Here is a 25,563-nt window from a genome sequence, read left to right as displayed (position 1 = left end):
TGACAGGAGGTCCGCATCATGGTGACGTCCACTCCCCGCCCCGAACTGCGGCTCGAAGGCCCGTCGGCCGCGCTGCTGCTGGCGCTCGATGCACTGCGCACGGTCAAGGACGGGCGACTCGGCGACAACATCGTCGACCTGGGCATGGTGCGCAGCCTGTGCCTGGACGGCCAGGAGGCCGAGCTGCAGCTGGTCGGCACCGGCGCCAGCTGCCCCGTCAGCGACCTGATCTCGGCCCAGGCCCTGCGGGCGCTGCAGCGTGTGCTGCCCGACACCGACCTCTACATCACCCACGCGCAGGACATGGAATGGAGCCCCGCACGGGCCAGCGCCAAGGTGCGCCGGCATCTGGACGCGCTCGCCTGATGCGCTCGATGTGGGTGTCGCGGATGGCGTCCTGAGCGATCGGCCCTAAGCTGGGCGGATGTCGATCGATGTCCTGTTCAAGTTGCTCGGCCTGTTCACGGTGATCGTGATCGGCTGGGGTGCCTCGCGTGCCGGGGTGTTCCGCAGCCCGGATGCCTCGAAGGTGCTGTCGAATGCCGCCTTCCTGGTGTTCGGCCCGGCGCTGCTGTTCCGCACCACCGCCCGGATGGACTTCGCCGCCCCGCCGGTGCAGATGCTGATCGCCTTCTTCGCCCCGGCCCTGCTGTGGATGGCCGTGGTGCGCTGGGTCGCCCGGCGGCGGCGGCCGGCGCATCCGGCCCGCCCGGCGGTGCTGGCGGTGACGCTGGGCTTCGGCAACAGCGTGCAGCTGGGCATCCCGATGGCGGCGACCGTCTTCGGTGATGCCGGCCTGCAGCTGCACCTGGCCATCGTCAGCCTGCATGCGCTGCTGCTGCTCAGCCTGGGCACGGCCTGGGCCGAGCTCGACGTGGCCCACGCCCGGGCGCAGGCGCAGGGACGGCGCCCGACCCTCGGCCGCACGCTGCTCACCACCGCCCGCCATGCGCTGATCCACCCGGTCGTGCTGCCGGTGCTGCTCGGCCTGGGCTGGAACGCGCTGGCGCTGCCGCTGCCGGTGCTGCTGGACGATGGCCTGCAGCTGCTCGGTCAGGGCATGGTGCCGCTGTGCCTGCTGCTGATCGGCGTGGCGCTCGACGAATACGGGCTGCGCGACGGCTGGCGCGGCGCCCTGGCCACCAGCGTGCTGAAGCTGTTCGTGATGCCGGCCTTCATCGGTGCGGTGGCCGTCGGGCTGTTCGGGCTGAGCGGCCTGCCGCTGTCGGTGGTCGTGCTGGCCGCCGCGCTGCCGGTGGGCAGCAACCCGCTGCTGTTCGCCCACCGCTACGGCACGATGGAAGCCCGGACCACGGCGACCATCGTGCTCTCGACCGCGGCCTACGTGCTGGCTGCACCGTTCTGGCTCTGGGTGCTGGGCCAGTGGGCACGATGACCGCCTGGAGTTGATGGTTATCAAGGGGCCTGCCGACGCATGGCCTCATCATGGTGCCATGAGCACCCACAACGCCATCCGGATCTGGCCCCAGGTCGAAACGACATCCCCCGTCGCACCAAGGTGCAGCGGGGAGCCGGGGCTGATCCGGCGGGTGCTCGACGCGCTGGAGCGGATCCCCGAGCCCGACGGGCAGGGCAGCATCGTCCAGAACGGCCGGGTGATCGCGCTGGACCTGTGCCCCGGCGAGGCCATGCTGACGCTGAGTCTGGGCAGCGGCCATTGCCACCATGCCCGTGCCGTGGGCGAACTGGCCTTCGAGGCCATGCGCCAGACCCTGCCCGACACCGACCTGTACCTGCGCCACGACGTGGACGCCCGCTGCGCCAATCGCTCGGCCGACGCGGCACCGTCGCAGGACTGCAGCGGCTGCGCACCGGCGGCCGACGGCGGTTCAGCCTCGCGTTGAATCCCGTGCACTGACCTGACGCCACAGTCGCCAAGCCACCAGGGCCCGCCGGCTCCAACGCAGCAGGCTGCTCACCCGCGACAGCGCCGGATGAGACGCCGGCATCGGCGCACCCGCGGACGCCGCCGCGTGGGCACGGTGGCGACGGCGCCGCCAGAGCCACGTCAGCGCGGTCGTGGTCACGGCCACCAGCGCGGCACGCGCGCCCTGCGCCGCCGGCGTGTCGGCGCGGACCCGCTGATGCCAGAACTCGCGGGAGGCCTGCCCCCAGCGCAGGGCCCTCAGCCCCCAGACCAGGGCCGGGCGGTGGCGCTGCAGCCCCTGCTCGCACCACCGGGACGTCTGCCCGGCCAGTTCGTCACGCAGCAGCGCACTGCGGGCGATCAGGGCCTGCTGGCGCTCGGCCAGCGGTGGCCGGACGACGGCGGGGGGACGGGCATCGGGATTCATCGCGGGCCGGCCGCTCATGCCGGGGGACGGGGCGGCACCGGCGGCACGCCACCATCGTCCGGAGACGCCCCCAGGCGCGCCCGGTCCCGCGCCAGCTCTTCGACGCTGAGCGCGAACAGCGCCCCGGTGGAGCGCAGCAGCCGCTGCGCGCTGCGCCACAGCCAGACCCCGCCGGCCAGGCAGGCCGCGGTCAGCCCGCCCAGCACCAGCAGCCGGTGATCGTCCCAGAACAGCAGCACCAGCCACAGGGAGGCGAACAGCAGCCCCAGCATCAGCAGCAGCAGCGCCGCCGCACCCCGGGCCAGCGCCCCGAGCACACGCCACACCAGCGCCTCGCACTCGGAGCCGAGCAGCGCCAGCCGCGTCTGCACCAGCGCGAGCGCCAGATCACCGATGCGCCGCAGGCGGTCGAGCCAGCGATCGGGCAACTCGTCGGGATTCATCGGGTGGCGCTCGTGGAGCCGCTGCGGGCCGGTGTCAGCGACGGCCGATCAGCATGCCCACCAGCAGGCCCACGCCCGCCGCGACGCCGATGGACTTCCAGGGGTTCTCGTGCACATAGGCGTCGGTGGCCTTGCTGGCCTCCTTGGCCCGGGCGAGCGCGGCCTCCTGGATCTGGACGATCTGGGCCTTGGCATCCTTGAGTCGGGACTGCACGCGGGAGCGCAGGGCCGACATCTCGTCGCTGGCATCGTCGGCGGTCACCTTGAGCAGATCCTCGGCGTCGGCCACGACCATGCGCAGTTCGGACAGCAGCCGATCCTTCTGTGCCGCATTGAATTCGCTCATCACCATGCTCCTCGTACGGGTTGATAGATCACCTCCGATCATGGGCGCCTCGCACAAGTTCCGCTTGCGCAAGGTCAAGGCGTGTCGGCCGGTGACCCGCGCCCGGCTCACCCGCGCCCGACGAAAGGCATGGCCGTGGCCATGACGGTCATGAACAGCACGTTGGCCGACAGCGGCAGGCCGGCCATGTGGGCGACGGCGTCGGCGGCATGGCACACGTCCATCACCGGCTCGACCCGGAGCGAGCCGTCCGCCTGGCGGATGCCCGCCGTCATCGCCGCGGTCATGTCGGAGGCGGCATTGCCGATGTCGATCTGCCCGACCGCGATGTTCCATGCCCGGCCGTCCAGCGCGGCGGTGCGGGTCAGGCCGGTGATCGCGTGTTTGGTCGAGGTGTAGGCCACCGAGCCCGGCCGGGGAGCGTGGGCGGAGATGGAGCCGTTGTTGACGATGCGCCCGCCCTGCGGCTGCTGGGCCTTCATCAGGCGGAAAGCCTCGCGGGTGCACAGGAAGACGCCGGTGAGGTTGGTGTCGACCGAGGCACGCCAAGCCTGCAGGCTCAGGTCCTCGATGGACACGCCCTGGGTGAAGAGGCCCGCGTTGTTGAACAGCAGGTCGAGGCGGCCGAAACGCAGGCGGATCGTCTCGAACAGCCCGGCCACCGCCGCTTCGTCGGTGACGTCCGCGCTCACCAGCAGGCTGCGCTCGCTCAGGTCGACGTCGAGCTCGGTGCGGGCGAGGTCCAGCGTGGCCTGCAGGGTCTCGAGGCGACGCCCGGTCAGCACGACCGTCCAGCCCTGGCGCCAGAGGGCCAGGGCCGTGGCCCGGCCGATGCCGCTGCCCGCGCCGGTCACCAGGGCAATGCGAGGAAGGTGGGGCGACGTGGGCACGGCAGCAGGCATGGGCAGGATCCTCCAGGGCGCGGCGAGGGTGCACCACTGCACCCGATCGGCTCCGCGCGCCTTCAGTCTGCCATCAGGAGAACGCTGCCGGCCGTCGGCACGGCGCGTGAACACCGGGCCGGAGCGCGCCGGGCGGCCGACGGCTCAGTGCAGGACCAGCACCGCGCGCTTGGTGCGCGACATCACGTTCTTGGTGTGCGAGCCGAACAGCAGCTCACCGAAGGCGCCACGCCCGTGGGTGACCATCAGGATCAGGTCGCAGTCGCAGCGCTCGGCGGTCTCGACGATGGCGTTGTCGACGGCCACGGTGGTCAGCGTCTCGCCGACGAACGTGATGCCGGCGGCCTTGGCACGCTCCTCGAACGCGCCCAGCACGTTGCGGGCGTGGGCATCGGACTTGGCCTGATGCGCCTCGACCTGCTTGACGAAGGTCGTCGGGTTGGAACTGACCGCGGCCAGGGGCACGTCAGGTTCGGCAACGAAGGCGGTGATGCGCGCGCCCAGCTGGCGGGCCAGCTCGATGCTGGAATCCATCGCACGCAGCGACAGTTCGGAGCCATCGACGGGGACGAGAAGGTGCTTGAACATGGTCGGTTCCTTGCTGTGATGGCTCACTGTAGGCTTCGTGTCAGCGCTGGAACTTGATCCTGGTCAGGAAGTTCGAGGGCCCGCGCCAGGGTGCGTCAACAGGCGGGAAGACTTCGGATCGCGGAACACCAGCGGACGCGTCGGTACCTCGCCGGCATCGGCCGCGGCCACCGCCGCCTGCACGATCCCGTGGCGCTCGCTCTTCGGACAGACCGGGTCGGTCGCGGCCGGATCGCCCGTCAGCAGGAAGGCCTGGCAGCGGCAGCCGCCGAGGTCCTTCTGCTGGTCCGGGCAGGTGGCGCAGGCGCCCTTCATCCAGCCGGTGCCGCGGTAGCGGTTGAAGCCCTCGCTGTCGTGCCAGATGTGGCGCACGTCGTGGTCACGCACGTTCGGGAAGGCCAGCCCGGGCAGCATCTTCGCGGTGTGGCAAGGCAACGCGGTGCCGTCGGGCGTGACCGTCAGGAAGACGTTGCCCCAGCCGTTCATGCACTTCTTGGGCTGGCCCTCGTGGTAGTCGGGCGCCACGAAGAACAGCTTCATCCGGTCGGCCACCTTCTCGCGCCAGGCGTCGGTGACGGCCTCGGCGCGGCGGATCTGCTCGCTGGTGGGCAGCAGGTGATCCCGGTTCAGGTGCGCCCACGAGTAGTACTGGGAATTGGCCAGCTCCAGGTACTCGGCGCCGAGCGCGTCGGCCATCGCGATGATGCGGTCGATGTGATCGATGTTGAGGCGGTGGATGACGACGTTCATCACCATCGGCCAGCCGTGCGACTTGATCAGCTCGCCCACGCCCTGCTTGAGCTGGAAGGTCTTCGTGTGGCTGAGGAAATCGTTCAGCTCACGGGTCGAGTCCTGGAAGCTGAGCTGCACGTGGTCGAGCCCGGCGGCCTTCAGCGACGCGGCACGCTCGGGGCTCAGGCCGACGCCCGAGGTCAGCAGGTTGGTGTAATACCCCAGCCGGCGGGCCTCGGCGATCAGGTCCTCGAGGTCCTCGCGCATCAGCGGCTCGCCGCCCGAGAAGCCGCACTGCACCGCGCCCAGCGCCCTCGCCTCGCGCAGCACGCGCAGCCAGTCGGCGGTCGACAGCTCGTCGGCGCGCCCGGTGTCGGCCAGGTCGATCGGGTTGTAGCAGAACACGCAGTGCAGCGGACAGCGGTAGGTCACCTCCGCCAGCAGCCACAGCGGCGGGCCGACGGTCGGCACCGCGCTCATGCCCAGTCCACCCAGCGCTGCTGGCGGGCCAGGGCGAGGAAACGTTCGACGTCACCACGCAGGTCGGGGGCACCGAAGGCCGCCTCGAGATCGGCGACCAACTGCGGCAGCGCCGCCTCGCCAGTGCAGCGGGTCAGGATCTCGCCCGCGCTGCGGTTGAGCTTGACCATGCCCTCGGGGTAGAGCAGCACGTGGTTGCCCTGCGCCGCTTCCCACTGCAGGCGGAAACCGCGGCCGAGGCGCGGGGTCGTCGTGTCGGGCAGCCGGGTGTCGGGCGCGGAGGTCGGCGTCGTCATGCCGCCACCCCGTAGCGCTGCGCCATCGCGTCGTTCATCGCCCAGAGGATGTCGAGCTTGAAGCGCAGGATCTCCAGCGCCCGCTCCTGCTGGTCGCGGCTGCGGAAATGGCCGAGCGTGACCGCCAGCCCCTGCTCGACGTCACGTCGCGCCTGGCTGACGCGGTTGCGGAAGTACTGCAGCCCGGTCGGCTCGATCCAGCCGTAGTGCTCGGGCCAGGTGGCCAGGCGCTGCTTGTGGATCTCGGGCGCGAACAGCTCGGTCAGCGACGAGCACACCGCCTCCTGCCACGGCGCGTGGCGCGCGAAGTTCACGTAGGCATCGACCGCGAAGCGCACCGCCGGGATCACGTGGCGCAGGTCGGTGATCTCCTCGCGGCCCAGGCCCACGGCTTGGCCGAGGCGGATCCAGGCCTCGATGCCCCCTTCGTCCTTCACCCCGCCGATCTCGAAGCCGTCGTGGTCGAGGAGGCGCTGGATCCACTCGCGCCGCACCTCGCGGTCCGGGCAGTTGGCCAGCACCGCCGCGTCCTTCACCGGAATGGCGATCTGGTAGTAGAAGCGGTTGGCCACCCAGCCGCGGATCTGCTCGGGCGTGGCGCGGCCCGTGTTCAGCATGACGTTGAACGGGTGGTGGATGTGATAGCTCCTGCCCTGCTCGCGCAGCTGCGCCTCGAAGGCGACGCGGTCCCAGGCCGGGGCGTCGGGCTCGCGGGCACGGAAGGTGGCGGGCGCGTTGAACGGGGTACCGAAGCGGTTGCCGGTGGCGGTGCTCATGGGCAGGCTCAGAACGTGAGTTCCAGTCCGTCGAACGTCACCTCGACGCCCGCGGCCTCGACCGCGCGCCGCTCGGGCGACGACTCGTCGAGAATCGGATTGGTGTTGTTGATGTGGATGAGCAGCTTGCGGGTGCTCGCGGGCAGGCGGGCGAGCCAGTCGAGCATGCCGCCGGGGCCGGACTGCGGCAGGTGGCCGATGTCGCGGGCGGTCTTCTTCGAGAAGCCCAGGCGGATCATCTCGTCGTCGGTCCAGAAGGTGCCGTCGACCATCACGGCATCGACCGTGCCCAGCGTCTCCCAGACCAGCGGGCTGATCTCGCCCAGGCCGGGCGCGTAGAAGACCCGCCCGCCGGTGCGCAGGTTCTCGAACACCAGGCCGATGTTGTCACCGGGCACCGGCCGTTCGCGGTGCGGCGAGTAGGGCGCGGGCTTGCTGTCGAGCGGCATCGCCGTCAGGCGCAGGCCGGCGACCCCGGGCACGCTGAACGAGGTGCCATCGATCGGCAGCTCGTTCCAGTCGACGCCGCAGTAGTGCGACAGCACGCGCAGGATCGGGTTGCCCTGGCTCAGGTCCTCGAAGGCCGGCCGGGTGGTCCACAGCGGCAGCGGCGTGCCACGCTCGCGCAGCATGTACAGGCCGGTGCTGTGGTCGATCTGGCCATCGCACAGCAGCACGGCGGCGATGCCGGTGTCTCGCACGGCCCGTGCCGGCTGCAGCGCCGGGCTGCGCTGCAGCTGGGTCAGGATGTCGGGGGAGGCATTGACCAGCAGCCAGTCGTCGGGGCCGCCCACGGCGATCGACGACTGGGTGCGGGCCCGGTGATGGGGCGAGCCGGCGCGCACGGCGGTGCACTGGACGCAGTTGCAGTTCCACTGCGGAAAGCCACCGCCGGCGCCCGAACCGAGCACCCGCAGGGTCATGGAGGAGCCCGGCATGTCAGGCCAGAGGTTCGGCGAGGTCCGGGTCGCTCAGCGAGCGGCCACGTACATCGTGATCTCGAAACCGAAACGGAAATCGCAGGCAGCGGGGGTTTCCCAGGTCATGGTGTCGTCTCCTGAACAGGCGGTGGATGGAATCGATGCGGCACCGGGCTTGGCGCTGCATCGATTCCAGTGTCGGCGGCACGGCCTGCGCCGTCCTCGTCACCCGCATGAATCGGCGCTCATGATTTTCATGAATGCGGGACCGGCCGGCCCCCGGGCCCGCGGCAGCGTCGACGGGCCGGCCGACAATCGCGACCATGTCCACGCCGACCGACACGCTGCCCGCACGCCCCCCGCGCTGGGGCCTGCGCCTGCAGATCCACACGCTCGTCGCCCTGCTGACGGGCGTGTTCGTGGCCGTGCTGGTGGCGCTGCAGATCGACAGCACGCGCCGCAGCGTGCACGAGGAGATCGTCGCGGCCAACCGGGTCGCCAGCCAGCTGCTGCAGCGGGTCACCTGGGTCTACACCCGCGCCGGGCCGGGAGCGATGGGCCAGTTCCTCGAGCAGCTCGGCCGGGTGCGCGCCAACGACATCACGCTCGAGAGCGACACGGGCGAGGTGCTGTTCCGCTCGCCGCCCTCGATCTACAAGCAGGGCCGCGAAGCGCCGGCCTGGTACAGCACGCTGGTGGCACCGCTGCCGCAGCGCCAGGTGATCGACCTGCCGGGCGGGCGGCTGACGGTCGAGGCCGATCCTTCGCGGGCCATCCTCGACGGCTGGGACGAGCTGCAGCGCCTGGCGCTGCTGGGCGCGGGCGCGCTGGTGCTGCTGCACCTGGGCGTGTTCTGGCTGGTCGGGCGGGCCCTGCGGCCCTGGCCGACCATCGTCACCGGCCTGAGCCGGCTGCGCGAGGGCGACTACCACGTGCGCCTGCCCGCCCTGCCCGGCAAGGAAGCCAGCCTGATCGGACGGGAGGTCAACCGCCTGGCCGCGGCGATCGAGGAGCAGCTCGACGCCCGCCTGCGCGCCTTCGAGGCCGAGCGCAGGCTGTCGGAGCACCGCGAGTTCATGCGCCGGCTCGAGGCCCACACCGACGCCGAGCGCCGCGCCATCGCCCGGGAGCTGCACGACGAGTTCGCCCAGTCGGTGACCGCCATCCGCAGCCTGGCGCGGGGGCTGCAGCAGCGCCTGGACCGGCAGCACGACGACAGCGGCGCGCAGGCGGCCCGGCTGATCGGCGACGAGGCCGCCCGGCTCTATGACGCGATGCACGGGCTGATCCCGCGCCTGAGCCCGCCCGCGCTCGACGAGCTCGGCCTGCCCGACGCGCTGACGGGGCTGGTCGACCGGACCCGGGCCAGCCACCCCGGCATCACGCTCGAATGGCAGGCGCCGGCCGACCGGGATGCGCTGGCCCGCGCGCTGCCCCGCGACGTCGCCCGCACGCTCTACGCCGTCGCCCAGGAAGGCCTGACCAATGCGCTGCGCCACAGCGGCGCCCGGCACCTGGCGCTGGCCCTGCACGGCCACGCCGACCGGGCCACGCTGCAGCTCGAGGACGACGGCATCGGCCTGCCCGCCGATGCGCAGACCCGGGGCCGCCACGGCCTGCGCGGCCTGCTGGAGCGGGTGCAGGCGCTCGGCGGCGAGCTGGAACTGGCGGCGCGGGACGACACCGCCGGCGCGGATGGCCGGCCCGGCACCCGCCTGCGTGCCACACTGCCGCTGACACCATCACCCCCGGAGGGCCTCGGATGACGGAACACGCGCCGCTGCGCATCATGCTGGTCGACGACCACACGCTGGTGCGCATGGGGTTCTGCATGCTGCTGGGCGCCAGCCCGGACCTGAGCGTCGTGGCCGAGGCCGACAGCGGCGAGCAAGCCCTGACGCTGCTGGCCACCGCCCGGCCGGACGTCGTCGTGCTCGACCTGTCGATGCCCGGCATGGGCGGGCTCGAGGCCCTGCGCCGGCTGCGCTCGCGCGAGCCCCAGCTGAAGGTGCTGGTGCTGTCAGCCCACGACGACAGCGCCCACGCCCGGCGCGCGCTCGACGCCGGCGCGCTGGGTTTCCTCTCCAAGGGCAGCGCGCCCGATGCGCTGCCGCAGGCGGTGCGCTGCGTCGGCGCCGGGCGCCGCTACCTCGACGCGGCCACCGCCCAGCAGCTGGCGCTGGCCGCGCTCGACGGCGGCAGCAACCCCGTCGACGCGCTGTCCGCGCGCGAGTTCGAGGTCTTCGTGCAGCTGGCCCGGGGCCGCTCGGTCCAGGAGATCGCGCAGGCGCTCAAGCTGTCGGCCAGCACCATCGGCACCCACCTCTACCACGTCAAGCAGAAGCTGGCCGCCTCCAACCAGGCCGAGCTGACGCTGCTGGCACTGCGCTGGGGACTGATCGAGGCCTGAGCGTCGCGGTGCCGTGCACGAGGCAATGCGGGCCGGTGATCAGGCGGCGGTGAGGAAGGGCAGCGCCGCCTGCAGCAGCACGTCGGGCGCTTCCTCGGCGATGTAGTGGCCGCAGGGCAAGGCCTCGCCGCGCACGTCGTCGGCCACCCGCCGCCACTCGGCCAGCGGCTGGAAGCAGCGGTGCACCACGCCGTCGCGGCCCCACAGCGCCAGCAGCGGCGCCGCCAGGCGCACGCCGCGGTCGCGGTCGGTGCGGTCGTGCTCCAGGTCGATGCCGGCCGAAGCGCGGTAGTCCTCGCAGATGCCGTGGGCGGTGCCCGGCAGCGCCAGCGTGCGCTGGTACTCGGCCAGCGCACGCGGGTCGAAGGGCGCCAGGCCCGCGCTGCGGCGGCCCATCACGTCACGCACATAGGCGGCGGGATCGGCGGCGATCAGCCGCTCGGGCAGCGGTGCCGGCTGGATCAGGAAGAACCAGTGCCAGTAGGCCCGCGCGAAGGCCTCGCCGGTCTGCTCGTACATCGCCAGCGTGGGCGCGATGTCGAGCAGCACCAGACGGCGCACTGCGGCGGCATGGTCCAGCGCCAGCCGGTGGGCCACGCGGGCACCACGGTCATGCGCCAGCACGCTGAAGCGCTCATGGCCCAGCGACCGCATCACGTGCAGCATGTCGCGCGCCATCGTGCGCTTGCTGTGGGCCAGGTGTCCGGCATCGCCGGCCGGCCTGGCCGAGTCGCCATAGCCCCGCAGGTCGGCGAGCACCAGCGTGAAGTGCGCCGCCAGCGCCGGCGCCACCTTGTGCCAGATGGCGTGGGTCTGCGGATGGCCGTGCAGCAGCAGCAGCGGAGCGCCCCGCCCGCCGGTGCGCACGCGGATGTGCACGCCGGGCTCGGTGGTGAGGTCCTGCGTGCTGAATCCGGGGAACAGATCCTCCATGGCCTCGCTCGCCGGGCCACGGGCTCGCGGGTCGGTCACAGGCGGCTCCTGGTGAGGGCCGCCACGTCGCGCAGCCAGGGCTGGCGGGCCCAGTGGTCCTGGGCGAAGGCATCGATCTGCGCCTGGAAGGTCAGCGACAGGCCGATGCTGTCCAGGCCTTCGAGAAACATCCTGCGATGGCGCGGCATCAGTTCGAAGCCGGCCTGCACGGTGGCGCTGCGCAGCGACATGGCCTCCAGGTCGATCCGGACCTGGTTGGTGGTCGGATCGTCCGCGTCCGCCATCAACCGCGAGACGGTGGCCTGCGGCAACATCACCAGCAGCAGGCGATTGTTCATCGCGTTGGAGTAGAAGATCTCGCCGAAGCTGGGCGCCACGATGGCACGGATGCCCAGCTGCTGCAGTCCCCACACCGCGTGCTCACGGCTGGAGCCGCAGCCGAAGTTGTTGCCAGCGATCAAGATCGAGGCATCGCCGTAGGCCGGCTGGTTGAGCACGAAGTCGGGACGGACCTGTCCGGCGCCGTCGCATCGCAGGTCATGGAAGACGCCGTCCTTGAGCCCGGACTTGTCGATGCCGCGCAGGAACTGCTTGGGGATGATCTGGTCCGTGTCCAGGTTCTCGATGCGCAGGGCCGCGGCACGGCCATGGACATGAATGAGGCTCGGATCGCTCATGGGAGGATCTCCAGTTGGCGTGCGTCGGTGATGCGCCCCGTCACCGCGGCGGCGGCGGCCATCGCGGGGCTCATGAGGTGAGTGATGGCGCCGCGGCCCTGGCGGCCCTCGAAATTGCGGTTGGTGGTGGAGGCGCAGCGCACGCCGTCGGCGAGCACGTCGTCATTCATCGCCAGACACATGGAGCAGCCCGGGTTGCGCCATTCGAAACCTGCGTTGATGAACACGTCGGCCAGGCCCTCGGCTTCGGCGGCGGCCTTCACCGCACCCGAGCCCGGCACCACCATGGCACGCACGCCCGTGGCCACCTGACGCCCTCGAACCACGCTGGCGGCCGCACGCAGATCTTCGATGCGTCCATTGGTGCAGGAGCCGATGAACACATGTTGCACCGCCGTTCCGGCCAGGCGCGCGCCTTCCTGCAGTTGCGTGTAGGCCAGCGCACGCTCGGCGCTGCTGCGCACGGGGCCGGCGTCCAGTGCCGCCAGACGCGGCAGGACACCATCGATGGCGACCACCTGATCGGGGCTGGTGCCCCAGGTGACATGCGGCGCGATCCGGGAGGCGTCGAACTGATGCTCGACCTCGAAGAAGGCGCCTTCATCGCTGCGCAACTGCTGCCAGGCACCCAAGGCGGCGTCGCGGTGCTCCAGCAGGTCCGGCGCATGGGCCATCACGTAGTCGATGGCGGCTTGATCCGGGGCGATCAACGCGCCGCGTGCACCGGCCTCGACCGTCATGTTGCACAGCGTGAAGCGAGCCTCCACCGACAGCGCATCGATCGCCGGGCCGGAATACTCGACCACGAAACCACGCGCGCCCTGCGCACCGATGCGACCGATGATGGCGAGCACCAGGTCCTTGGCGGTCGTGCCCATCGGCAGTCGTCCATCGACGCGGATGTGCATGTCCCTGGCCAGGCGATACACCAGGGTCTGGGTCGCGAGCACATGCTCGACTTCAGTGGTTCCGATGCCGAAGCCGAGTGCACCGAGCGCACCGTAGGTGGTCGTGTGGCTGTCGCCGCAGATGACCACCATGCCCGGACGGATGAGGCCGTGCTCCGGCGCGACCACATGCTCAATGCCTTGCAGCGCGTCGTTGGTGTCGAACAGGGGAATGTTGAAGTGGTCGCAGTTCTTCCTGAGATTGCTGGCCTGCAGTGCCGAGGCCGGATCGGCGATCACGCGAAACCGGCCCGGGTGCGTCGGGATGATGTGACTCACCACGGCCACGTTCTGCCCGGGGACCGGAACGCCGCGTCCGGCTTCGTGCAAGCCGGCGAAGGCCTGCGGGCTGGTGTACTCGTTCATCAGGTGCAGATCGCAGAACAGGAGCACGTTCTGTTCGTCCATCTGCGCCACGGTGTGGCTGTCCACCAGTTTGCGATAGAGGGTTCTGGCTGTCATGCGTGTGGGCCGAAGGGGGTGAGGGGCCGGGATCCCGGTGCAGGCCAATCGACGCTGCGCGGGTCAGGAGGAGAGGACGGGTGCATGTCAATCCGCGGTGATGCCACGCTCCTTGACGAGCCTGGCCCATCTGGGCATCTCCGACTCCAGGCGCACGCGCGCCTGTGCCGGAGTCGATGAAGTGGCGTCGAAGCCTTCCCTGGCCATGCGCTCCTTGATGGCGGGAGATTGCAGGACGGCGTTGAGCGAGCTGTTGAGCTTGTCCAGCACGGGCTTGGGAACTTGCGCCGGAGCGAACACCATGAACCAGGTCTCGAAGGCGTAGCCCGGCAAACCGGCTTCCGCGATCGTCGGGACGTCGGGCATCAGCGGCGAGCGCTTGCTGCCCGTGACACCCAGCGCACGGACCTTTCCGGCCTGGACATGGCCAGCCGCGGCGGAGAGCACCGGGAAGGACATGTCCACCTGTCCGGCCAGGGTGTCCGTCAGGGCCTGGCCGCCTCCGCGGTAGGGAATGTGAAGCATGGCCAGGCCACCCACCGCCTTGAACAACTCGGCCGACATGTGCAGGGTGCTGCCGCCGCCCGCCGAGCCGTAGGTCAGCTTGCCCGGCTTGCTCCTGGCATGCGCCAGGAGCTCCTTGAGGTTGCTGACGGGCAGCCGGTCATGGACGACCAGCACATGCTGCGAAGTCGCCACCATGCCGATGGGGGCCAGATCCTTCAGCGTGTCGTAGGGCATCCTGGGCGTGAGGGCCGGATTGATGGCCAACGACACCGTCTGCAGACCGATGGTGTGACCGTCGGGAATCGACTTGGCGACGGCATCCACGCCCAGGTTGCCCCCTGCGCCCGCCTTGTTCTCGATGAACACCGGCTTGCCCAGCGACCTGCCCCATTCATCCGCGATCAGGCGGGCCACGATGTCGGCGCTGCCACCGGGCGCGTAGGGCACCAGCAGCTTGACCGCACGTTCAGGGTAGCTCTGGGCCCAGAGGGGCAGACTCGACACGGAAAGTGCCAGAGCCGCCACCAATGATCGAAGTTGCATGCTTTTGTCTCCAGGTCTTGTGGCCGCAGGTCGCGGTACCGGTATGCTAGGAGTGAACATGTGAACTGCAATATCTTCAGAAGCAGTTCTTTCGGTCCCCAGAGGAATGAATGGACGCCTTCTCCGACATCGCCTTTTTTGCCTTGTTGGTCAAGCATGGAAGCCTGGTCGCGGCGGCTCAGCAGATCGGCGTGACGCCTCCCGCGGTGAGCAAGCGGCTGGCGGCCATCGAGCGGCGCCTGGGCGTGCGGCTGCTGCAGCGATCCACCCGCCGCCTCAGCCTCACGCCGGAGGGCGAGACCTATTTTTCAGAGGGCGCCCGGGTGCTGGAAGAACTGGAGGCCCTCGAGCGCACCGTGTCCGGCAGCCGCGCCATCCCCAAGGGACTGGTGCGTGTCTGCTGCACGCTGGGCTTCGGCCGGCGGCACATCGCGCCCGCATTGTCGAGGTTCACGCGCGACTATCCGGACGTCGAACTGCAGCTGCACCTCACGGATCGGCCCGTGAACCTGATCGAGCAGGGCTTCGATCTGCAGCTGCGATTCGGCGAGTTGCCGGACGCTCGATTGACCGCCCGGCTGCTGGCCCACAACCGACGCCTGCTGTGCGCCTCGCCGGCCTACCTGCGCCGTGCCGGGGAGCCGGCCTCACCGCGGGACCTCGCCCGGCACGCCTGCCTGTTCATCCGCGAGAGCGACGAAACCTTCGGCACCTGGCACCTTCGCAGCGGCGCCCGTGCGGAAGCCGTCAAGGTGCGCGGACCGCTGGCCTCCAACGATGGCGAGTGCGTGGTCGGCTGGGCCCTGGATGGGCACGGCATCCTGATGCGATCCGTCTGGGAGGCGGCACCCATGCTGCGCTCGGGCCGGCTGAAACCGGTGCTGGCGGACTGGAGCCTGCCTCCCGCCGACATCTATGCCGTGTTTCCGACGCGCAGCAACCTGTCCGCCAAGACCCGTGCCTTGGTGGACTTCCTGCTGGAAGCCTTCGAGCCGCATCGCCAGCAGCAGGACGGGGCCTGGTAGCCCGCACGGCCCCCGGTGGTCGCCGACGGTGACGTTGCACGGGCTTGCGGGCCGGCCCGCGCTGCGGGAACATCCTCGACGGACCTGTCCGGGCGCAAACCCGAGCGGCCTGTCGAGGCAAAAAATAGGCGGACTCAATGAGCCACATATGGCGATTCAATGCAGTTTGCCGGCCAGCCGACATAAGATCTCTATCGCCACTTCAACCAACGTAGGAATTTGCAATGTCCCTGATCAACACCCAAGTCCAGCCCTTCAAGACCCAGGCCTTCCACAACGGCAAGTTCATCGAGGTCAGCGAAGAGAGCCTGAAGGGCAAGTGGTCCGTGCTGATCTTCATGCCGGCCGCCTTCACCTTCAACTGCCCGACCGAGATCGAGGACGCTGCCGACAACTACGCCGCCTTCCAGGCCGCCGGTGCCGAGGTCTACATCGTCACCACCGACACCCACTTCTCGCACAAGGTGTGGCACGAGACCTCGCCGGCCGTCGGCAAGGCCAAGTTCCCGCTGGTCGGCGACCCGACCCACACGCTGACCAATGCCTTCGGCGTGCACATCCCCGAAGAAGGCCTGGCGCTGCGCGGCACCTTCGTCATCAACCCCGATGGCGTGATCAAGACGGCCGAGATCCACAGCAACGAGATCGCCCGTGACGTGTCGGAAACCCTGCGCAAGCTGAAGGCCGCCCAGTACACCGCCGCCAACCCCGGCCAGGTCTGCCCGGCCAAGTGGAAGGAAGGCGCCAAGACCCTGGCTCCGAGCATCGACCTGGTCGGCAAGATCTGATCTGCATGCGATGAAGCGGCTCGAGACCGGCCTCACGCCGGTCGATCCAGCTTCCCCGGCGGGCCCCGCGCCCGCCCGGGCCCCTCTCGGGCCCTGTTGAAAGCGTCCCGCGGCCCGTGCCGGGGTGCTTTCAACGGGGTCGGAACGACCACGCCTGAATCTCCCTGCGAAAGGACCGCATCATGTTGGACGACAGCACCAAGGCACAACTCGCCTCCTATTTCGAGCGCATCACCCAGCCCATCGAGCTGATCGCCAGCCTCGACGACTCCGAAGGCGCCGCCGACATCCGCGAGCTGGTCACCGAGATCGCCGCCATCGCGCCGGACAGGATCGGCGTGCGCCTGGACGGCACGTTCGAGCGCCGCCCCTCCTTCCAGATCACCCGCGTCGGCCACGACATGGGCGTGCACTTCGCCGCCGTGCCGATGGGCCACGAGTTCACCTCGCTGCTGCTGGCGCTGCTGTGGGCCGGCGGCCACCCGCCCAAGGTCGAGCCCGAGGTGCTCGAGCAGATCAAGGCGCTCGAGGGTGACTTCGCCTTCGACACCTTCATGAGCCTGACCTGCCACAACTGCCCGGACGTGGTGCAGGCGATGAACCTGATGGCGGTGTTCAACCCGCGCATCCGCGCCGTGGCCATCGACGGCGGCCTGTTCCAGAAGGAGGTCGAGGACCGCCAGATCATGGCCGTGCCCAGCGTGTTCCTGAACGGCCAGCCCTTCGGCAACGGCCGCATGGAAGTCGGCGAGATCCTGGCCAAGATCGACACCGGCGCCGCCAGGCGCGAAGCGGCCAAGCTCAATGAAAAGGCCCCGTACGAGGTGCTGATCATCGGTGGCGGCCCGGCCGGCGCCGCCGCCGCGGTGTACGCCGCGCGCAAGGGCATCCGCACCGGCATCGTGGCCGAGCGTTTCGGCGGCCAGACCATGGACACGCTGGGCATCGAGAACTTCGTCTCCGTGCTGGAGACCGAAGGGCCGAAGTTCGCCGCCGCGCTGGAAGCGCATGTGCGCCACTACGGCGTGGACATCATCACGCTGCAGCGGGTGGCGAAGATCGATCCGGCCGAGCAGCCGGGCGGCTACGCCGCGGTCACGCTGGACAACGGCGCCGTGCTCCAGGGCCGCACCGTGATCCTGGCCACCGGCGCGCGCTGGCGCAACATGAACGTGCCCGGCGAGCAGGAATACAAGACCAAGGGCGTGGCCTACTGCCCGCACTGCGACGGCCCGCTGTTCAAGGGCAAGGACGTGGCGGTGATCGGCGGCGGCAACTCCGGCGTCGAGGCCGCGATCGACCTGGCCGGCGTGGTCAAGAGCGTCACGCTGCTCGAATTCGCCGACCAGCTCAAGGCCGACCAGGTGCTGGTGGACAAGCTCAAGAGCCTGCCCAACGTCACCATCCACGTCAACGCCCAGACCACCGAGGTCACCGGCGACGGCCAGAAGATGAACGGCCTGCGCTACAAGGATCGGGTCAGCGGCGACGAGCACCTGCTCGATCTGGCCGGCGTGTTCGTGCAGATCGGCCTGGTGCCCAACACCGAGTTCGTGCGCGGCACGGTGGAGCTGAGCAAGTTCGGCGAGATCATCGTCGACGCCAAGTGCCACACCAGCGTGCCGGGCATCTTCGCCGCGGGTGACGTGACGACCGTGCCCTACAAGCAGATCATCATCGCCACCGGCGAAGGCGCCAAGGCCGCGCTCAGCGCCTTCGACCACCTGATCCGCACGCCGGCCGCCGCCTGACACCCGGCACTGAAGGCGCAAGGGGCGGCCTCGCGAGAGGCCGCCCCTTCTTTCATCGCCTGGACCACTCAGGCGTCACGGCCGCCGCGCTTCAGTTCGATGCGGCCGAAGCCGGCTCGTGCGAGGCGATGCCGTGCTGCTCGCCCCCCATGTCCACGTCGGCACCGCTGCGCGCCATGATGAACAGCGCCAGCGCGGCGAAGGCCAGGAATCCGAGCGCCAGTTTCCACATGAGAAGTTCCTCCTTGTTCAGCCCGCGGGTTCAATCCTGGGCGTAGATGTCGATGTCCTTGGTCTCGCGCACGAACAGCATGCCGATCACGAAGGTGGCCGCGGCGATCGTGACCGGGTACCAGAGGCCGTGGAAGATGTTGCCGTTCTGGGCCACCATCGCGAAGGCGATCGTGGGCATCAGGCCACCGAACCAGCCATTGCCGATGTGATACGGCAGCGACATCGAGGTGTAGCGGATGCGGGTCGGGAACAGCTCCACCAGCATGGCGGCGATCGGGCCGTAGACCATCGTGACGTAGATCACCAGGATCGACAGGATGCCGACGATCTTCAGCCACTGGGCCGAGCCCATCGGGATCGGATCGGCCTTGGGCGGATAACCGGCGGCCTTCAGCGCCTCGGCCACTTCCTTCTTGAACGCCGCGATGGTCTTGGCGCTGTTCTCGTCGAACTTGTGCCCGCCCGCCGTCAGCGTCGCGCTCGGTGCCACGATCTCCTTGTCACCGATGCGCACCGTGCCCGACGCCCCGGCCTGCATCACCGTGTCGTAGCTGGCCGCAGCCTGGGCCAGCGTGCGCTTGGCGATGTCGCACGGCGTGGTGAAGTCCACGTCACGGGCGATCGGGCTGCCCTGGAACGAGCACTGGGCCGGGTCCACCGTCACGGTGATCCGGGCCGACGCCTGGGCCGCCGCGAGCTTGGGGTTCGCGGTCTCCGCCAGCGCCTTGAACAGCGGGAAGTAGGTCAGCACCGCCAGCGCCAGGCCGAGCATGATCACCGGCTTGCGGCCGACCTTGTCCGACAGCGTGCCGAAGATGACGAAGAACGGCGTGCCGATGATCAGCGAGACGGCCACCAGGATGTTGGCCGTCGGGCCGTCCACCTTCAGCACGTTGGTCAGGAAGAACAGCGCGTAGAACTGCCCTGAGTACCAGACCACCGCCTGGCCGGCCACCAGGCCGAACAGCGCCAGGATCACGACCTTCAGGTTCTTCCACTGGCCGAAGGACTCGGACAGCGGCGCCTTGGAGGTCTTGCCTTCTTCCTTCATCTTCTTGAACGCCGGCGATTCGTTCATCGACAGCCGGATCCAGACGCTGACGCCCAGCAGCAGGATCGAGACGATGAACGGCACCCGCCAGCCCCAGTCGCCGAAGGCCTCCTCGCCGATGGCGGTGCGGGTGCCCAGGATGACCATCAGGCTCAGGAACAGGCCCAGCGTGGCGGTCGTCTGGATCCAGGCGGTGTAGGCCCCGCGGCGACCGTGCGGCGCATGTTCGGCCACATAGGTGGCCGCGCCGCCGTATTCACCGCCGAGCGCCAGGCCCTGCAGCATGCGCAGGCCGATCAGGATGACCGGGGCGGCCACGCCGATGGACGCGTAGGAAGGCAGCACGCCGACGATGAAGGTCGACAGGCCCATGATCAGGATGGTCACCAGGAAGGTGTACTTGCGCCCGATCATGTCGCCCAGCCGCCCGAACACCAGCGCGCCGAAGGGCCGCACGATGAACCCCGCAGCGAAGGCCAGCAGCGCGAAGATGAAGGCGGAGGTCGGATCCAGCCCCGAGAAGAACTGCTTGGCGATGATGGCCGCCAGCGATCCGTAGAGGTAGAAGTCGTACCACTCGAACACCGTGCCGAGCGACGAGGCGAAGATGACCTTCTTCTCCTCGGACGTCATCGGCGATGCGGCGGAACGAGCAGGCAGGGTGGTGCTTGCCATGGTTGCGTCTCCAGTCATTCCCGGCACCGCGACCTGCGGCGCTGGAGCGCAATGTCAGGGGCATGTCTGACCGATTCCTGACGGATTCACAACAGAACCTTACAAGATCAGCAAGAACCCGGAGCCGGCTTTTCTTGATGTGAGACAGGTTCCAGCACCGCCCCGATCGCCTCGGGTAAGCACTGCCTGGGACTGTCCCTAATCCGTTCGAGGCCCCTCGGCCGCACGCTGCTCGCGGCGCTCGGGCAGCAGCGCGTGGACGGCACGCTTGCTGCTCTCGTCCATGCGCGACCAGCCGGCGATCTCGTCGATGGTACGCAGGCAGCCTTCGCACCAGCGCCGCTGACGGTCCATGCGACACAGGTTCACGCAAGGACTGGGGACGGGATCGGCATCGGTGGTCATCATGGCTCTAAATGAAAAAATTGGAATATTGAGCAGGATCTTTGCGCGATCGGCGGAGGCTGTGCCGATAATGCCGCATCTGCGCACGCCGCCCCTTGCATCGACATGACACCCGCCGAGACCTTCGCTGCCACGCTCGCCGCGCGCAGGGGCAAACCGCCCCGGGTGGTGCTGGACGCCACGATCGTGGTGTCGGCACTGATGTTCGGTGGCGGCGCGGCCGCCCAGCTGCGCCACGCGTGGCAGAACGGCGTCTTCCGCCCGATGATGTGCAAGGCCACGCTGTTCGACCTGACGACCCGGCTGGCGCTGCCGCAGCTGGGTTTTTCCCGCTACGACCAGCAGGTGCTGCTGGTCGACTACCTGCCGCACACCTTGAAGGTGCGGGTGCCGCACGCCGAGGACCAGATGCGTGCGGGGGATCCGCCCGGCCTGCCCTACGTGCGCCTGGCCATGGCCGGCCAGGCCCATGCCGTGGTGACCGCCGACCAGGAACTGCTGGGCATGAAGTCCGCCCACGTCTGCCCGATGCTGTCGCTCGACACCTTCATCGAGCTGCTCAAGCAGGTGCGGCTTCGATCGGTGCCGGTCGCCGGCGACCAGGCCGGATCGCGACGCCACGTCGCCTGACCCGGCCTGAGGATCCGCCCCGTCAGGCGGCGGTCTTCTTCGCCGCTCCCGCCCGGGCGGCCGTCTTGCCCGCCGGACGTGCCGGACGCGGCTCGAACTCGAACACCACCTTGCCTTCCTTCTTGTCGTAGACCAGGAAGGCCTTGAACTTGCGGCGGGTCTTGTTGGAGACGAAGCCGTCCAGCAGGTCGGTCTTGCCCGCGGCCAGCAGCTTGTTCATCTGCTCGTGGGTCACCGGCTGCTGCAGGATGATCTTGCCGGTCTTGAAGTCGCAAGTGGTGTTGGCGCCCACCGAGTGCTCGCAGACGTAGCTGGTGCCGTGCTCGAACACATGGCTCTGGCACTTGGGGCAGCTGCCCAGGCTCGGCTGCGCGCTGAAGTCGACCGGTTCGCCCGATTCGTCGTCCTTCTTGGCGTCCTCGCCGAAGTCGAACTCGAGCTTCCAGTTGCCGGCCTCCTCGTCGCGCACCAGCTTGAGCTCGGCGGTGAAGGGCCAGCCGGCCTTGGAGCGGAAACCCTCCAGCGGGCCGATCTTGTGATCCTGCAGGAAGGCTTCGGCCTCGTGCAGCTCGAAGGCCCGCCCGCCCGGGATCTTGCCGATCGAGAAGCCGCAGCCCGCACCGTGACCGTCGGTCCCGGAGCAGGCGAAGCGCCGGTAGTTCTCCTTGACCACGCCGCCGCAGTTCGGGCAGGGGGCCTTCAGCGTGGCGTAGTCGCCCGGAATGGTGTCGCGGTCGTATTCCTTGGCCTTGGCCACCACGCGCCGGGCCATGTCGGCGATGCCGGCCATGAAGTCGGCGCGGCTGAGCTGGCCCTTCTCGATCTGCGTGAGCTGGTATTCCCACTGGCCGGTCAGTTCGGGCTTGGTCAGGTCCTCGATGGCCAGGCCTCGCAGCAGCGTCATCAGCTGGAAGGCCTTGGCCGTGGGGATCAGGTCACGGCCTTCGCGCAGCAGGTACTTCTCGAGGATCAGGCCTTCGATGATGGCCGCGCGCGTGGCAGGCGTGCCCAGGCCCTTCTCCTGCATCGCCGCCTTCAGCTCCTCGTCGTCGATCAGCTTGCCGGCGCCTTCCATCGCGCTGAGCAGCGTCGACTCGTTGTAGCGGGCCGGCGGCTTGGTGCGCTGGGCGGCGACCTTCAGCTCGTCGACCGAGACGCCCTCGCCCGGCTGCACCGCGACCAGGTTGGCGTCCTCGCCCGCGGCCTCCTTGCCGTAGACGGCCAGCCAGCCCGGGTTGACCAGCACCTTGCCGTTGGTCTGGAAGCTGTGGCCCTCGACCTGCGTGATGCGGGTCGTGACCATGAACTCGGCCGACGGGTAGAACACCGCGATGAAACGCTTGACCACCAGGTCGTAGAGCTTGGCCTCGATCTCGCTCAGGCTCTTGGGCGTCTGCAGCGTCGGGATGATCGCGAAGTGGTCCGAGATCTTGCTGTTGTCGAAGATGCGCTTGCTGGGCTTGACGTAACCCTCGTTGAGCGCCTTGCGGGCATGCAGGGCCAGGTCACGCAGCGGGCCGGGCAGGTCCTCGCTGGCGATGGCCGCCAGCGTCTCCTTGGCCACGCTGACGTAGTCCTCGGGCAGCGCCCGGGCGTCGGTCCGCGGGTAGGTCAGCACCTTGTGCTTCTCGTAGAGCGCCTGGGCCAGCGACAGCGTGGTCTTGGCCGAGAAGCCGAAGCGCGAGTTGGCCTCGCGCTGCAGCGTGGTCAGGTCATAGAGCAACGGGCTGGCCTGGGTGCTGGGCTTGGCCTCCTCGCGCACCGTGCCGGCCTGGCCACGCACGGCATCGGCGATGGCCTGCGCCTCGGCGGCGGTCCAGACCCGGTCGGCACGGCGCTCGCCATCCTCGTCCTTCTTGAACTTCGGGTCGAACCACTTGCCTTCGTAGAGGCCGGCGGCCGCGGCGAAGTCGGCGCGCACCTCCCAGTAGTCGCGCGCGACGTGCTTGCGGATCTTCTCCTCGCGCTCGACCATGATCGACAGCGTGGGGGTCTGCACCCGCCCGACCGTCGTCAGGAAAAAACCGCCGTCGCGCGAGTTGAACGCGGTCATCGCGCGGGTGCCGTTGATGCCCACGAGCCAGTCGGCCTCGCTGCGGCTGCGTGCCGCATCGGCCAGGCCGCGCATGTCGGCATCGCTGCGCAGGCGGTCGAAGCCGTCGCGGATGGCCTGGGGCGTCATGCTCTGCAGCCACAGGCGCTGCACCGGCTTGTCGAGCTTGCCCTTGCCGCCGTCGGCGTACTGCACGATCAGTCGGAAGATCAGCTCCCCTTCCCGCCCGGCGTCACAGGCGTTGATCAGCGTGGTGACGTCCTTGCGCTTGATCAGCTTGACCACCGCACCGAGCCGGCTCTTGCTCTTGTCGATGGGCTCCAGGTCGAAATGCGGCGGCAGCACCGGCAGGTTCGCGAAGCTCCACTTGCCGCGCTTGACGTCGAACTCCTCCGGCGCGCGGATCTCCACGAGGTGGCCCACGGCGGAGCTGACCACGTAATGGTCGTTCTCGAAGTGCTCGGCATGCTTCTCGAACTTGCCGGACACGGGGGTGAGCGCGCGGACGATGTCCTGCGCGACCGACGGTTTCTCGGCGATGACGAGTGATTTGCTCATGCTTTCAACTGTGCTCTCTACAATCCGGTCCCTGCGCGCAGGCGTGCGCACGCGCGCTCACACACCTCAATCTAACCAAGTTCTCGCACCCATGAGCACGACGCGTCGCCAGCGCCCCGCCCCCAACGCCGGCCTCGACGCCGATTCCGCCCTCGCCGCCCCCCCGCCCGCCACCGGGCAGAGGCGCATCCAGGTGCGCCGCTCCGGCGTGCATGGCCGGGGCGTCTTCGCCGTCCTGCCCCTGCAGCACGGCGAGCGCATCATCGAATACAAGGGCGAGATCATCGACTGGGACGAGGCGCTGCGGCGTCACCCGCACGATCCCTCGGACCCGAACCATACGTTCTATTTCCATCTGGACGACGGTCATGTGATCGACGGAGCGCATCAAGGCAATTCGTCACGCTGGATCAACCACGCCTGCGCGCCCAACTGCGAGGCCGAGGAGATCGACGGCCGCATCTTCATCTGCGCGCTGCGCGACATCGATGCAGGCGAGGAACTGTTCTTCGACTACCGACTGGTGATCGACGAACGATACACTGCCAAACTGAAAAAAGCCTACGCCTGCCGCTGCGGCGCCGCGACCTGCCGCGGCACCATGCTGGCACCCAAGCGCTGAGCGCGCCAGCTTGCGCGTGACTGCCCCCCGCCTGGAACCCATGCTGCACTGGGATGCTGAAACCCTCTGGCAGCTGCTGCTGCCCCTGGCCCCGGACCTGAGCGTGGAGGTCCTGCCACGCACCGGCTCGACCAACACCTCGCTGATGGAGCGCGCCCGTGCCGGCGACACCTCGACCTGCCTGATGGTGGCCGAGCAGCAGACGGCCGGTCGTGGCCGCCTGGGCCGGCCCTGGTGGAGCGAGCCCGGCGGCTCGCTGACCTTCTCGCTCGGCCTGCGCTACGCCCCCCGGGACTGGTCCGGCCTGTCGCTGGCGGTGGGCCTGGCGCTGGCGCGCGCGCTGGACCCGTCCGCGCCACCGCGCCTGGGCATCAAGTGGCCCAACGACCTCTGGCTGACCGACGGCGCCGACCGCAAGCTCGGTGGCATCCTGATCGAGACCGTGGCCCTGCCGGGTGACCCCGAGGGCCGCTGGACCGTGATCGGCTGCGGACTGAACATCCTGGCCCGACCGGCCGCCGGCCCGAGCGCCGGACCCGAAGGCGGCTTCCGCACCGGTTATGCCGGCGTGCAGGAGCTGCAGCCCGACCTGGATGCCCCCCGGACGCTGCACCGCATCGCCGCCCCGCTGCTGCAGGCCCTGCAGGCCTTCGAGCGGGACGGGCTGGCGCCGCTGCTGCCGGCCTACGCCGAGCGGGACGTGCTGGCCGGTCGCACCGTCTCGGCCGGCGAGCTGCGGGGCACGGCGATCGGCCCCGACCGCGACGGCCAGCTGCGGGTCCGGCGCGACGACGGCACGCTGCAGCCGGTGGCCAGCGGCGAAGTGAGCGTGCGCCCATGCTGAGGGGTCTGGTGCTGCTGCTGGTCGCGGCCAACCTGCTGTTCTTCGGCTGGACCCAGGGCTGGCTGCGTTCGGTGATCGACCTGTCGCCCGAGGCCGACCGCGAGCCCCAGCGCATCGCCCAGCAGGTGCAGCCGGACCTGATCCGCCCGGTCGCGCCCGGCAGCCTGGTGGCGCCCCCGCCGATCTGCCTGGAGGCCGGCCCGTTCACGCCGGCCGAGTTCAGCAGCGCCGACAACGCGGTGCGGGCGCTGCTGCCGCAGGGCGGCTGGGCCGTCACCCGGCTCGAGAAGCCCGGGGTGTGGCTGGTCTACATGGGCCGCTACGCCAAGCCGGAGGCCATGCAGCGGCGCATCGAGGACCTGAAGAAGCGCAACATCGGCTACACCGAGGTCGAGGAACCCGCCACGCTGGTGCCCGGGCTGTCGCTGGGCCGCTTCAACGGCATCGAGGAGGCGCGCGAGGCGGTGCGCCGGCTCGAGAGCCAGCGCCTGCGGTCGGCGCGCATCGTCACGCTCACGCCGCCCACCGTCTGGCACACCATCCGCGTGCCGGCGGCCGACGTGTCGGTGCAGGAGAGCCTGAAGGGCATCGGCGCGCCGCTGCACGGCAAACGTTTCCAGCCCTGCCGCAATGGCTGAACGGCGGCGGCC

Annotated in this window: 30 protein-coding genes; 12 read left to right on the top strand and 18 right to left on the bottom strand. The window is 69.6% G+C overall.

Annotated elements, in window-relative coordinates; translation table 11 throughout:
- Window positions 1–18: 18 nt before the first annotated feature.
- Genes C7444_RS01840 through C7444_RS01830 form a run of 3 tightly spaced genes read left to right on the top strand, consistent with a single transcriptional unit; the run spans window position 19 to window position 1,865 of the window.
- Window positions 19–366, top strand: coding sequence for an iron-sulfur cluster assembly protein (locus C7444_RS01840; protein WP_110399098.1), 348 nt, complete (start codon window positions 19–21; stop codon window positions 364–366).
- A 58-nt stretch (window positions 367–424) separates the two neighbouring features.
- Window positions 425–1,396, top strand: a complete 972-nt coding sequence (locus tag C7444_RS01835) for an AEC family transporter (RefSeq protein ID WP_110399097.1) — start codon at window positions 425–427, stop codon at window positions 1,394–1,396.
- 58 nt (window positions 1,397–1,454) lie between these two features.
- Window positions 1,455–1,865 (top strand): iron-sulfur cluster assembly protein, encoded by a 411-nt coding sequence (locus C7444_RS01830; protein ID WP_170130589.1) that lies wholly within the window; start codon window positions 1,455–1,457, stop codon window positions 1,863–1,865.
- Here C7444_RS01830 and C7444_RS01825 read toward each other — a convergent pair.
- From C7444_RS01825 to pqqA, 10 genes are all read right to left on the bottom strand, one after another.
- Complete coding sequence (locus C7444_RS01825; RefSeq protein ID WP_110399095.1) at window positions 1,851–2,315, bottom strand: hypothetical protein; 465 nt, start codon at window positions 2,313–2,315, stop codon at window positions 1,851–1,853. The two genes, C7444_RS01830 and C7444_RS01825, sit on opposite strands and share 15 nt — an antisense overlap.
- Before the next feature lie 14 nt (window positions 2,316–2,329).
- Window positions 2,330–2,758, bottom strand: coding sequence for a phage holin family protein (locus C7444_RS01820; protein ID WP_110399094.1), 429 nt, complete (start codon window positions 2,756–2,758; stop codon window positions 2,330–2,332).
- Window positions 2,759–2,792: 34 nt separating this feature from the next.
- Window positions 2,793–3,104, bottom strand: coding sequence for an ElaB/YgaM/YqjD family protein (locus tag C7444_RS01815; RefSeq protein ID WP_110399170.1), 312 nt, complete (start codon window positions 3,102–3,104; stop codon window positions 2,793–2,795).
- Between the two features lie 107 nt (window positions 3,105–3,211).
- Window positions 3,212–4,006, bottom strand: a complete 795-nt coding sequence (locus C7444_RS01810; protein WP_110399093.1) for an SDR family oxidoreductase — start codon at window positions 4,004–4,006, stop codon at window positions 3,212–3,214.
- Between the two features lie 144 nt (window positions 4,007–4,150).
- The gene (locus C7444_RS01805) at window positions 4,151–4,594 is read right to left on the bottom strand and encodes a universal stress protein (protein WP_110399169.1); all 444 of its coding nucleotides are present in this window, start codon (window positions 4,592–4,594) and stop codon (window positions 4,151–4,153) included.
- 63 nt (window positions 4,595–4,657) lie between these two features.
- A complete protein-coding gene (gene pqqE, locus C7444_RS01800; RefSeq protein WP_110399092.1) occupies window positions 4,658–5,806 on the bottom strand; it encodes a pyrroloquinoline quinone biosynthesis protein PqqE in 1,149 nt (382 codons plus the stop codon).
- Complete coding sequence (gene pqqD / locus C7444_RS01795; protein WP_110399091.1) at window positions 5,803–6,102, bottom strand: pyrroloquinoline quinone biosynthesis peptide chaperone PqqD; 300 nt, start codon at window positions 6,100–6,102, stop codon at window positions 5,803–5,805. Before pqqD ends, pqqE begins: the two co-directional genes overlap by 4 nt.
- The gene (gene pqqC, locus C7444_RS01790) at window positions 6,099–6,878 is read right to left on the bottom strand and encodes a pyrroloquinoline-quinone synthase PqqC (RefSeq protein WP_110399090.1); all 780 of its coding nucleotides are present in this window, start codon (window positions 6,876–6,878) and stop codon (window positions 6,099–6,101) included. Before pqqC ends, pqqD begins: the two co-directional genes overlap by 4 nt.
- Window positions 6,879–6,886: 8 nt before the next feature.
- The gene (gene pqqB, locus C7444_RS01785; protein ID WP_110399089.1) at window positions 6,887–7,801 is read right to left on the bottom strand and encodes a pyrroloquinoline quinone biosynthesis protein PqqB; all 915 of its coding nucleotides are present in this window, start codon (window positions 7,799–7,801) and stop codon (window positions 6,887–6,889) included.
- Window positions 7,802–7,849: 48 nt separating this feature from the next.
- Window positions 7,850–7,924, bottom strand: a complete 75-nt coding sequence (gene pqqA / locus C7444_RS20945; protein ID WP_110399168.1) for a pyrroloquinoline quinone precursor peptide PqqA — start codon at window positions 7,922–7,924, stop codon at window positions 7,850–7,852.
- Window positions 7,925–8,121: 197 nt separating this feature from the next.
- Between pqqA and C7444_RS01775 the strand changes: the two genes are divergently transcribed.
- Window positions 8,122–9,564, top strand: coding sequence for a histidine kinase (locus tag C7444_RS01775; protein ID WP_110399088.1), 1,443 nt, complete (start codon window positions 8,122–8,124; stop codon window positions 9,562–9,564).
- Window positions 9,561–10,208 carry a response regulator gene (locus tag C7444_RS01770; RefSeq protein WP_110399087.1) on the top strand — a complete coding sequence of 216 codons (648 nt, stop codon included), beginning with the start codon at window positions 9,561–9,563 and terminating at the stop codon, window positions 10,206–10,208. The genes C7444_RS01775 and C7444_RS01770 overlap by 4 nt, the downstream gene beginning before the upstream one ends.
- A 39-nt stretch (window positions 10,209–10,247) precedes the next feature.
- Here C7444_RS01770 and C7444_RS01765 read toward each other — a convergent pair whose 3' ends face one another.
- From C7444_RS01765 to C7444_RS01750, 4 genes are all read right to left on the bottom strand, one after another.
- Complete coding sequence (locus tag C7444_RS01765) at window positions 10,248–11,141, bottom strand: alpha/beta fold hydrolase (protein ID WP_110399167.1); 894 nt, start codon at window positions 11,139–11,141, stop codon at window positions 10,248–10,250.
- Window positions 11,142–11,176: 35 nt separating this feature from the next.
- Window positions 11,177–11,818 carry a 3-isopropylmalate dehydratase small subunit gene (gene leuD / locus C7444_RS01760; RefSeq protein ID WP_110399086.1) on the bottom strand — a complete coding sequence of 214 codons (642 nt, stop codon included), beginning with the start codon at window positions 11,816–11,818 and terminating at the stop codon, window positions 11,177–11,179.
- Window positions 11,815–13,227, bottom strand: a complete 1,413-nt coding sequence (gene leuC / locus C7444_RS01755) for a 3-isopropylmalate dehydratase large subunit (RefSeq protein ID WP_110399085.1) — start codon at window positions 13,225–13,227, stop codon at window positions 11,815–11,817. The genes leuD and leuC overlap by 4 nt, the downstream gene beginning before the upstream one ends.
- Before the next feature lie 87 nt (window positions 13,228–13,314).
- Window positions 13,315–14,277, bottom strand: a complete 963-nt coding sequence (locus C7444_RS01750) for a tripartite tricarboxylate transporter substrate binding protein (RefSeq protein ID WP_110399084.1) — start codon at window positions 14,275–14,277, stop codon at window positions 13,315–13,317.
- A 110-nt stretch (window positions 14,278–14,387) separates the two neighbouring features.
- Here C7444_RS01750 and C7444_RS01745 point away from each other — a divergent pair, with 110 nt between their 5' ends.
- From C7444_RS01745 to ahpF, 3 genes are all read left to right on the top strand, one after another.
- A complete protein-coding gene (locus C7444_RS01745; protein ID WP_110399083.1) occupies window positions 14,388–15,302 on the top strand; it encodes a LysR family transcriptional regulator in 915 nt (304 codons plus the stop codon).
- Window positions 15,303–15,526: 224 nt separating this feature from the next.
- Window positions 15,527–16,090, top strand: a complete 564-nt coding sequence (ahpC, locus tag C7444_RS01740) for an alkyl hydroperoxide reductase subunit C (protein ID WP_110399082.1) — start codon at window positions 15,527–15,529, stop codon at window positions 16,088–16,090.
- Between the two features lie 182 nt (window positions 16,091–16,272).
- Complete coding sequence (gene ahpF, locus C7444_RS01735) at window positions 16,273–17,841, top strand: alkyl hydroperoxide reductase subunit F (RefSeq protein WP_110399081.1); 1,569 nt, start codon at window positions 16,273–16,275, stop codon at window positions 17,839–17,841.
- A 91-nt stretch (window positions 17,842–17,932) separates the two neighbouring features.
- On the opposite strand, the gene C7444_RS20150 is transcribed toward ahpF, so the two are convergent.
- The 3 genes from C7444_RS20150 to C7444_RS01725 all read right to left on the bottom strand — a co-directional run bounded on the left by C7444_RS20150 (window position 17,933) and on the right by C7444_RS01725 (window position 20,206).
- Window positions 17,933–18,073 (bottom strand): hypothetical protein, encoded by a 141-nt coding sequence (locus C7444_RS20150; protein ID WP_170130588.1) that lies wholly within the window; start codon window positions 18,071–18,073, stop codon window positions 17,933–17,935.
- Window positions 18,074–18,103: 30 nt separating this feature from the next.
- Complete coding sequence (locus tag C7444_RS01730; RefSeq protein ID WP_110399080.1) at window positions 18,104–19,801, bottom strand: MFS transporter; 1,698 nt, start codon at window positions 19,799–19,801, stop codon at window positions 18,104–18,106.
- A gap of 198 nt (window positions 19,802–19,999) precedes the next feature.
- A complete protein-coding gene (locus C7444_RS01725; RefSeq protein ID WP_375136896.1) occupies window positions 20,000–20,206 on the bottom strand; it encodes a DUF1289 domain-containing protein in 207 nt (68 codons plus the stop codon).
- Window positions 20,207–20,311: 105 nt separating this feature from the next.
- On the opposite strand from C7444_RS01725, the gene C7444_RS01720 reads away from it, so the two are divergent.
- The gene (locus C7444_RS01720) at window positions 20,312–20,836 is read left to right on the top strand and encodes a PIN domain-containing protein (protein WP_110399078.1); all 525 of its coding nucleotides are present in this window, start codon (window positions 20,312–20,314) and stop codon (window positions 20,834–20,836) included.
- A 22-nt stretch (window positions 20,837–20,858) separates the two neighbouring features.
- Here C7444_RS01720 and C7444_RS01715 read toward each other — a convergent pair whose 3' ends face one another.
- A complete protein-coding gene (locus C7444_RS01715) occupies window positions 20,859–23,447 on the bottom strand; it encodes a DNA topoisomerase III (RefSeq protein ID WP_110399077.1) in 2,589 nt (862 codons plus the stop codon).
- Window positions 23,448–23,538: 91 nt separating this feature from the next.
- Between C7444_RS01715 and C7444_RS01710 the strand changes: the two genes are divergently transcribed.
- The 3 genes from C7444_RS01710 to C7444_RS01700 are packed head-to-tail and all read left to right on the top strand — an operon-like array spanning window position 23,539 to window position 25,551.
- Window positions 23,539–24,069, top strand: a complete 531-nt coding sequence (locus C7444_RS01710; protein ID WP_110399076.1) for an SET domain-containing protein — start codon at window positions 23,539–23,541, stop codon at window positions 24,067–24,069.
- A gap of 40 nt (window positions 24,070–24,109) precedes the next feature.
- Window positions 24,110–24,913: a biotin--[acetyl-CoA-carboxylase] ligase gene (locus tag C7444_RS01705; protein WP_110399075.1), complete on the top strand. Its 804-nt coding sequence runs from the start codon at window positions 24,110–24,112 to the stop codon at window positions 24,911–24,913.
- On the top strand, window positions 24,907–25,551 hold the full coding sequence (locus tag C7444_RS01700) for an SPOR domain-containing protein (protein WP_146219322.1): 645 nt from the start codon (window positions 24,907–24,909) through the stop codon (window positions 25,549–25,551). The genes C7444_RS01705 and C7444_RS01700 overlap by 7 nt, the downstream gene beginning before the upstream one ends.
- Window positions 25,552–25,563: the final 12 nt, after the last annotated feature.

Origin of the sequence: Sphaerotilus hippei (genome assembly GCF_003201595.1) — a bacterium.
GTDB lineage: Bacteria > Pseudomonadota > Gammaproteobacteria > Burkholderiales > Burkholderiaceae_C > Sphaerotilus > Sphaerotilus hippei.
The sequence above is the reverse complement of the archived record's forward strand: the minus strand, read 5'-3'. Positions and strand labels throughout refer to the sequence as shown.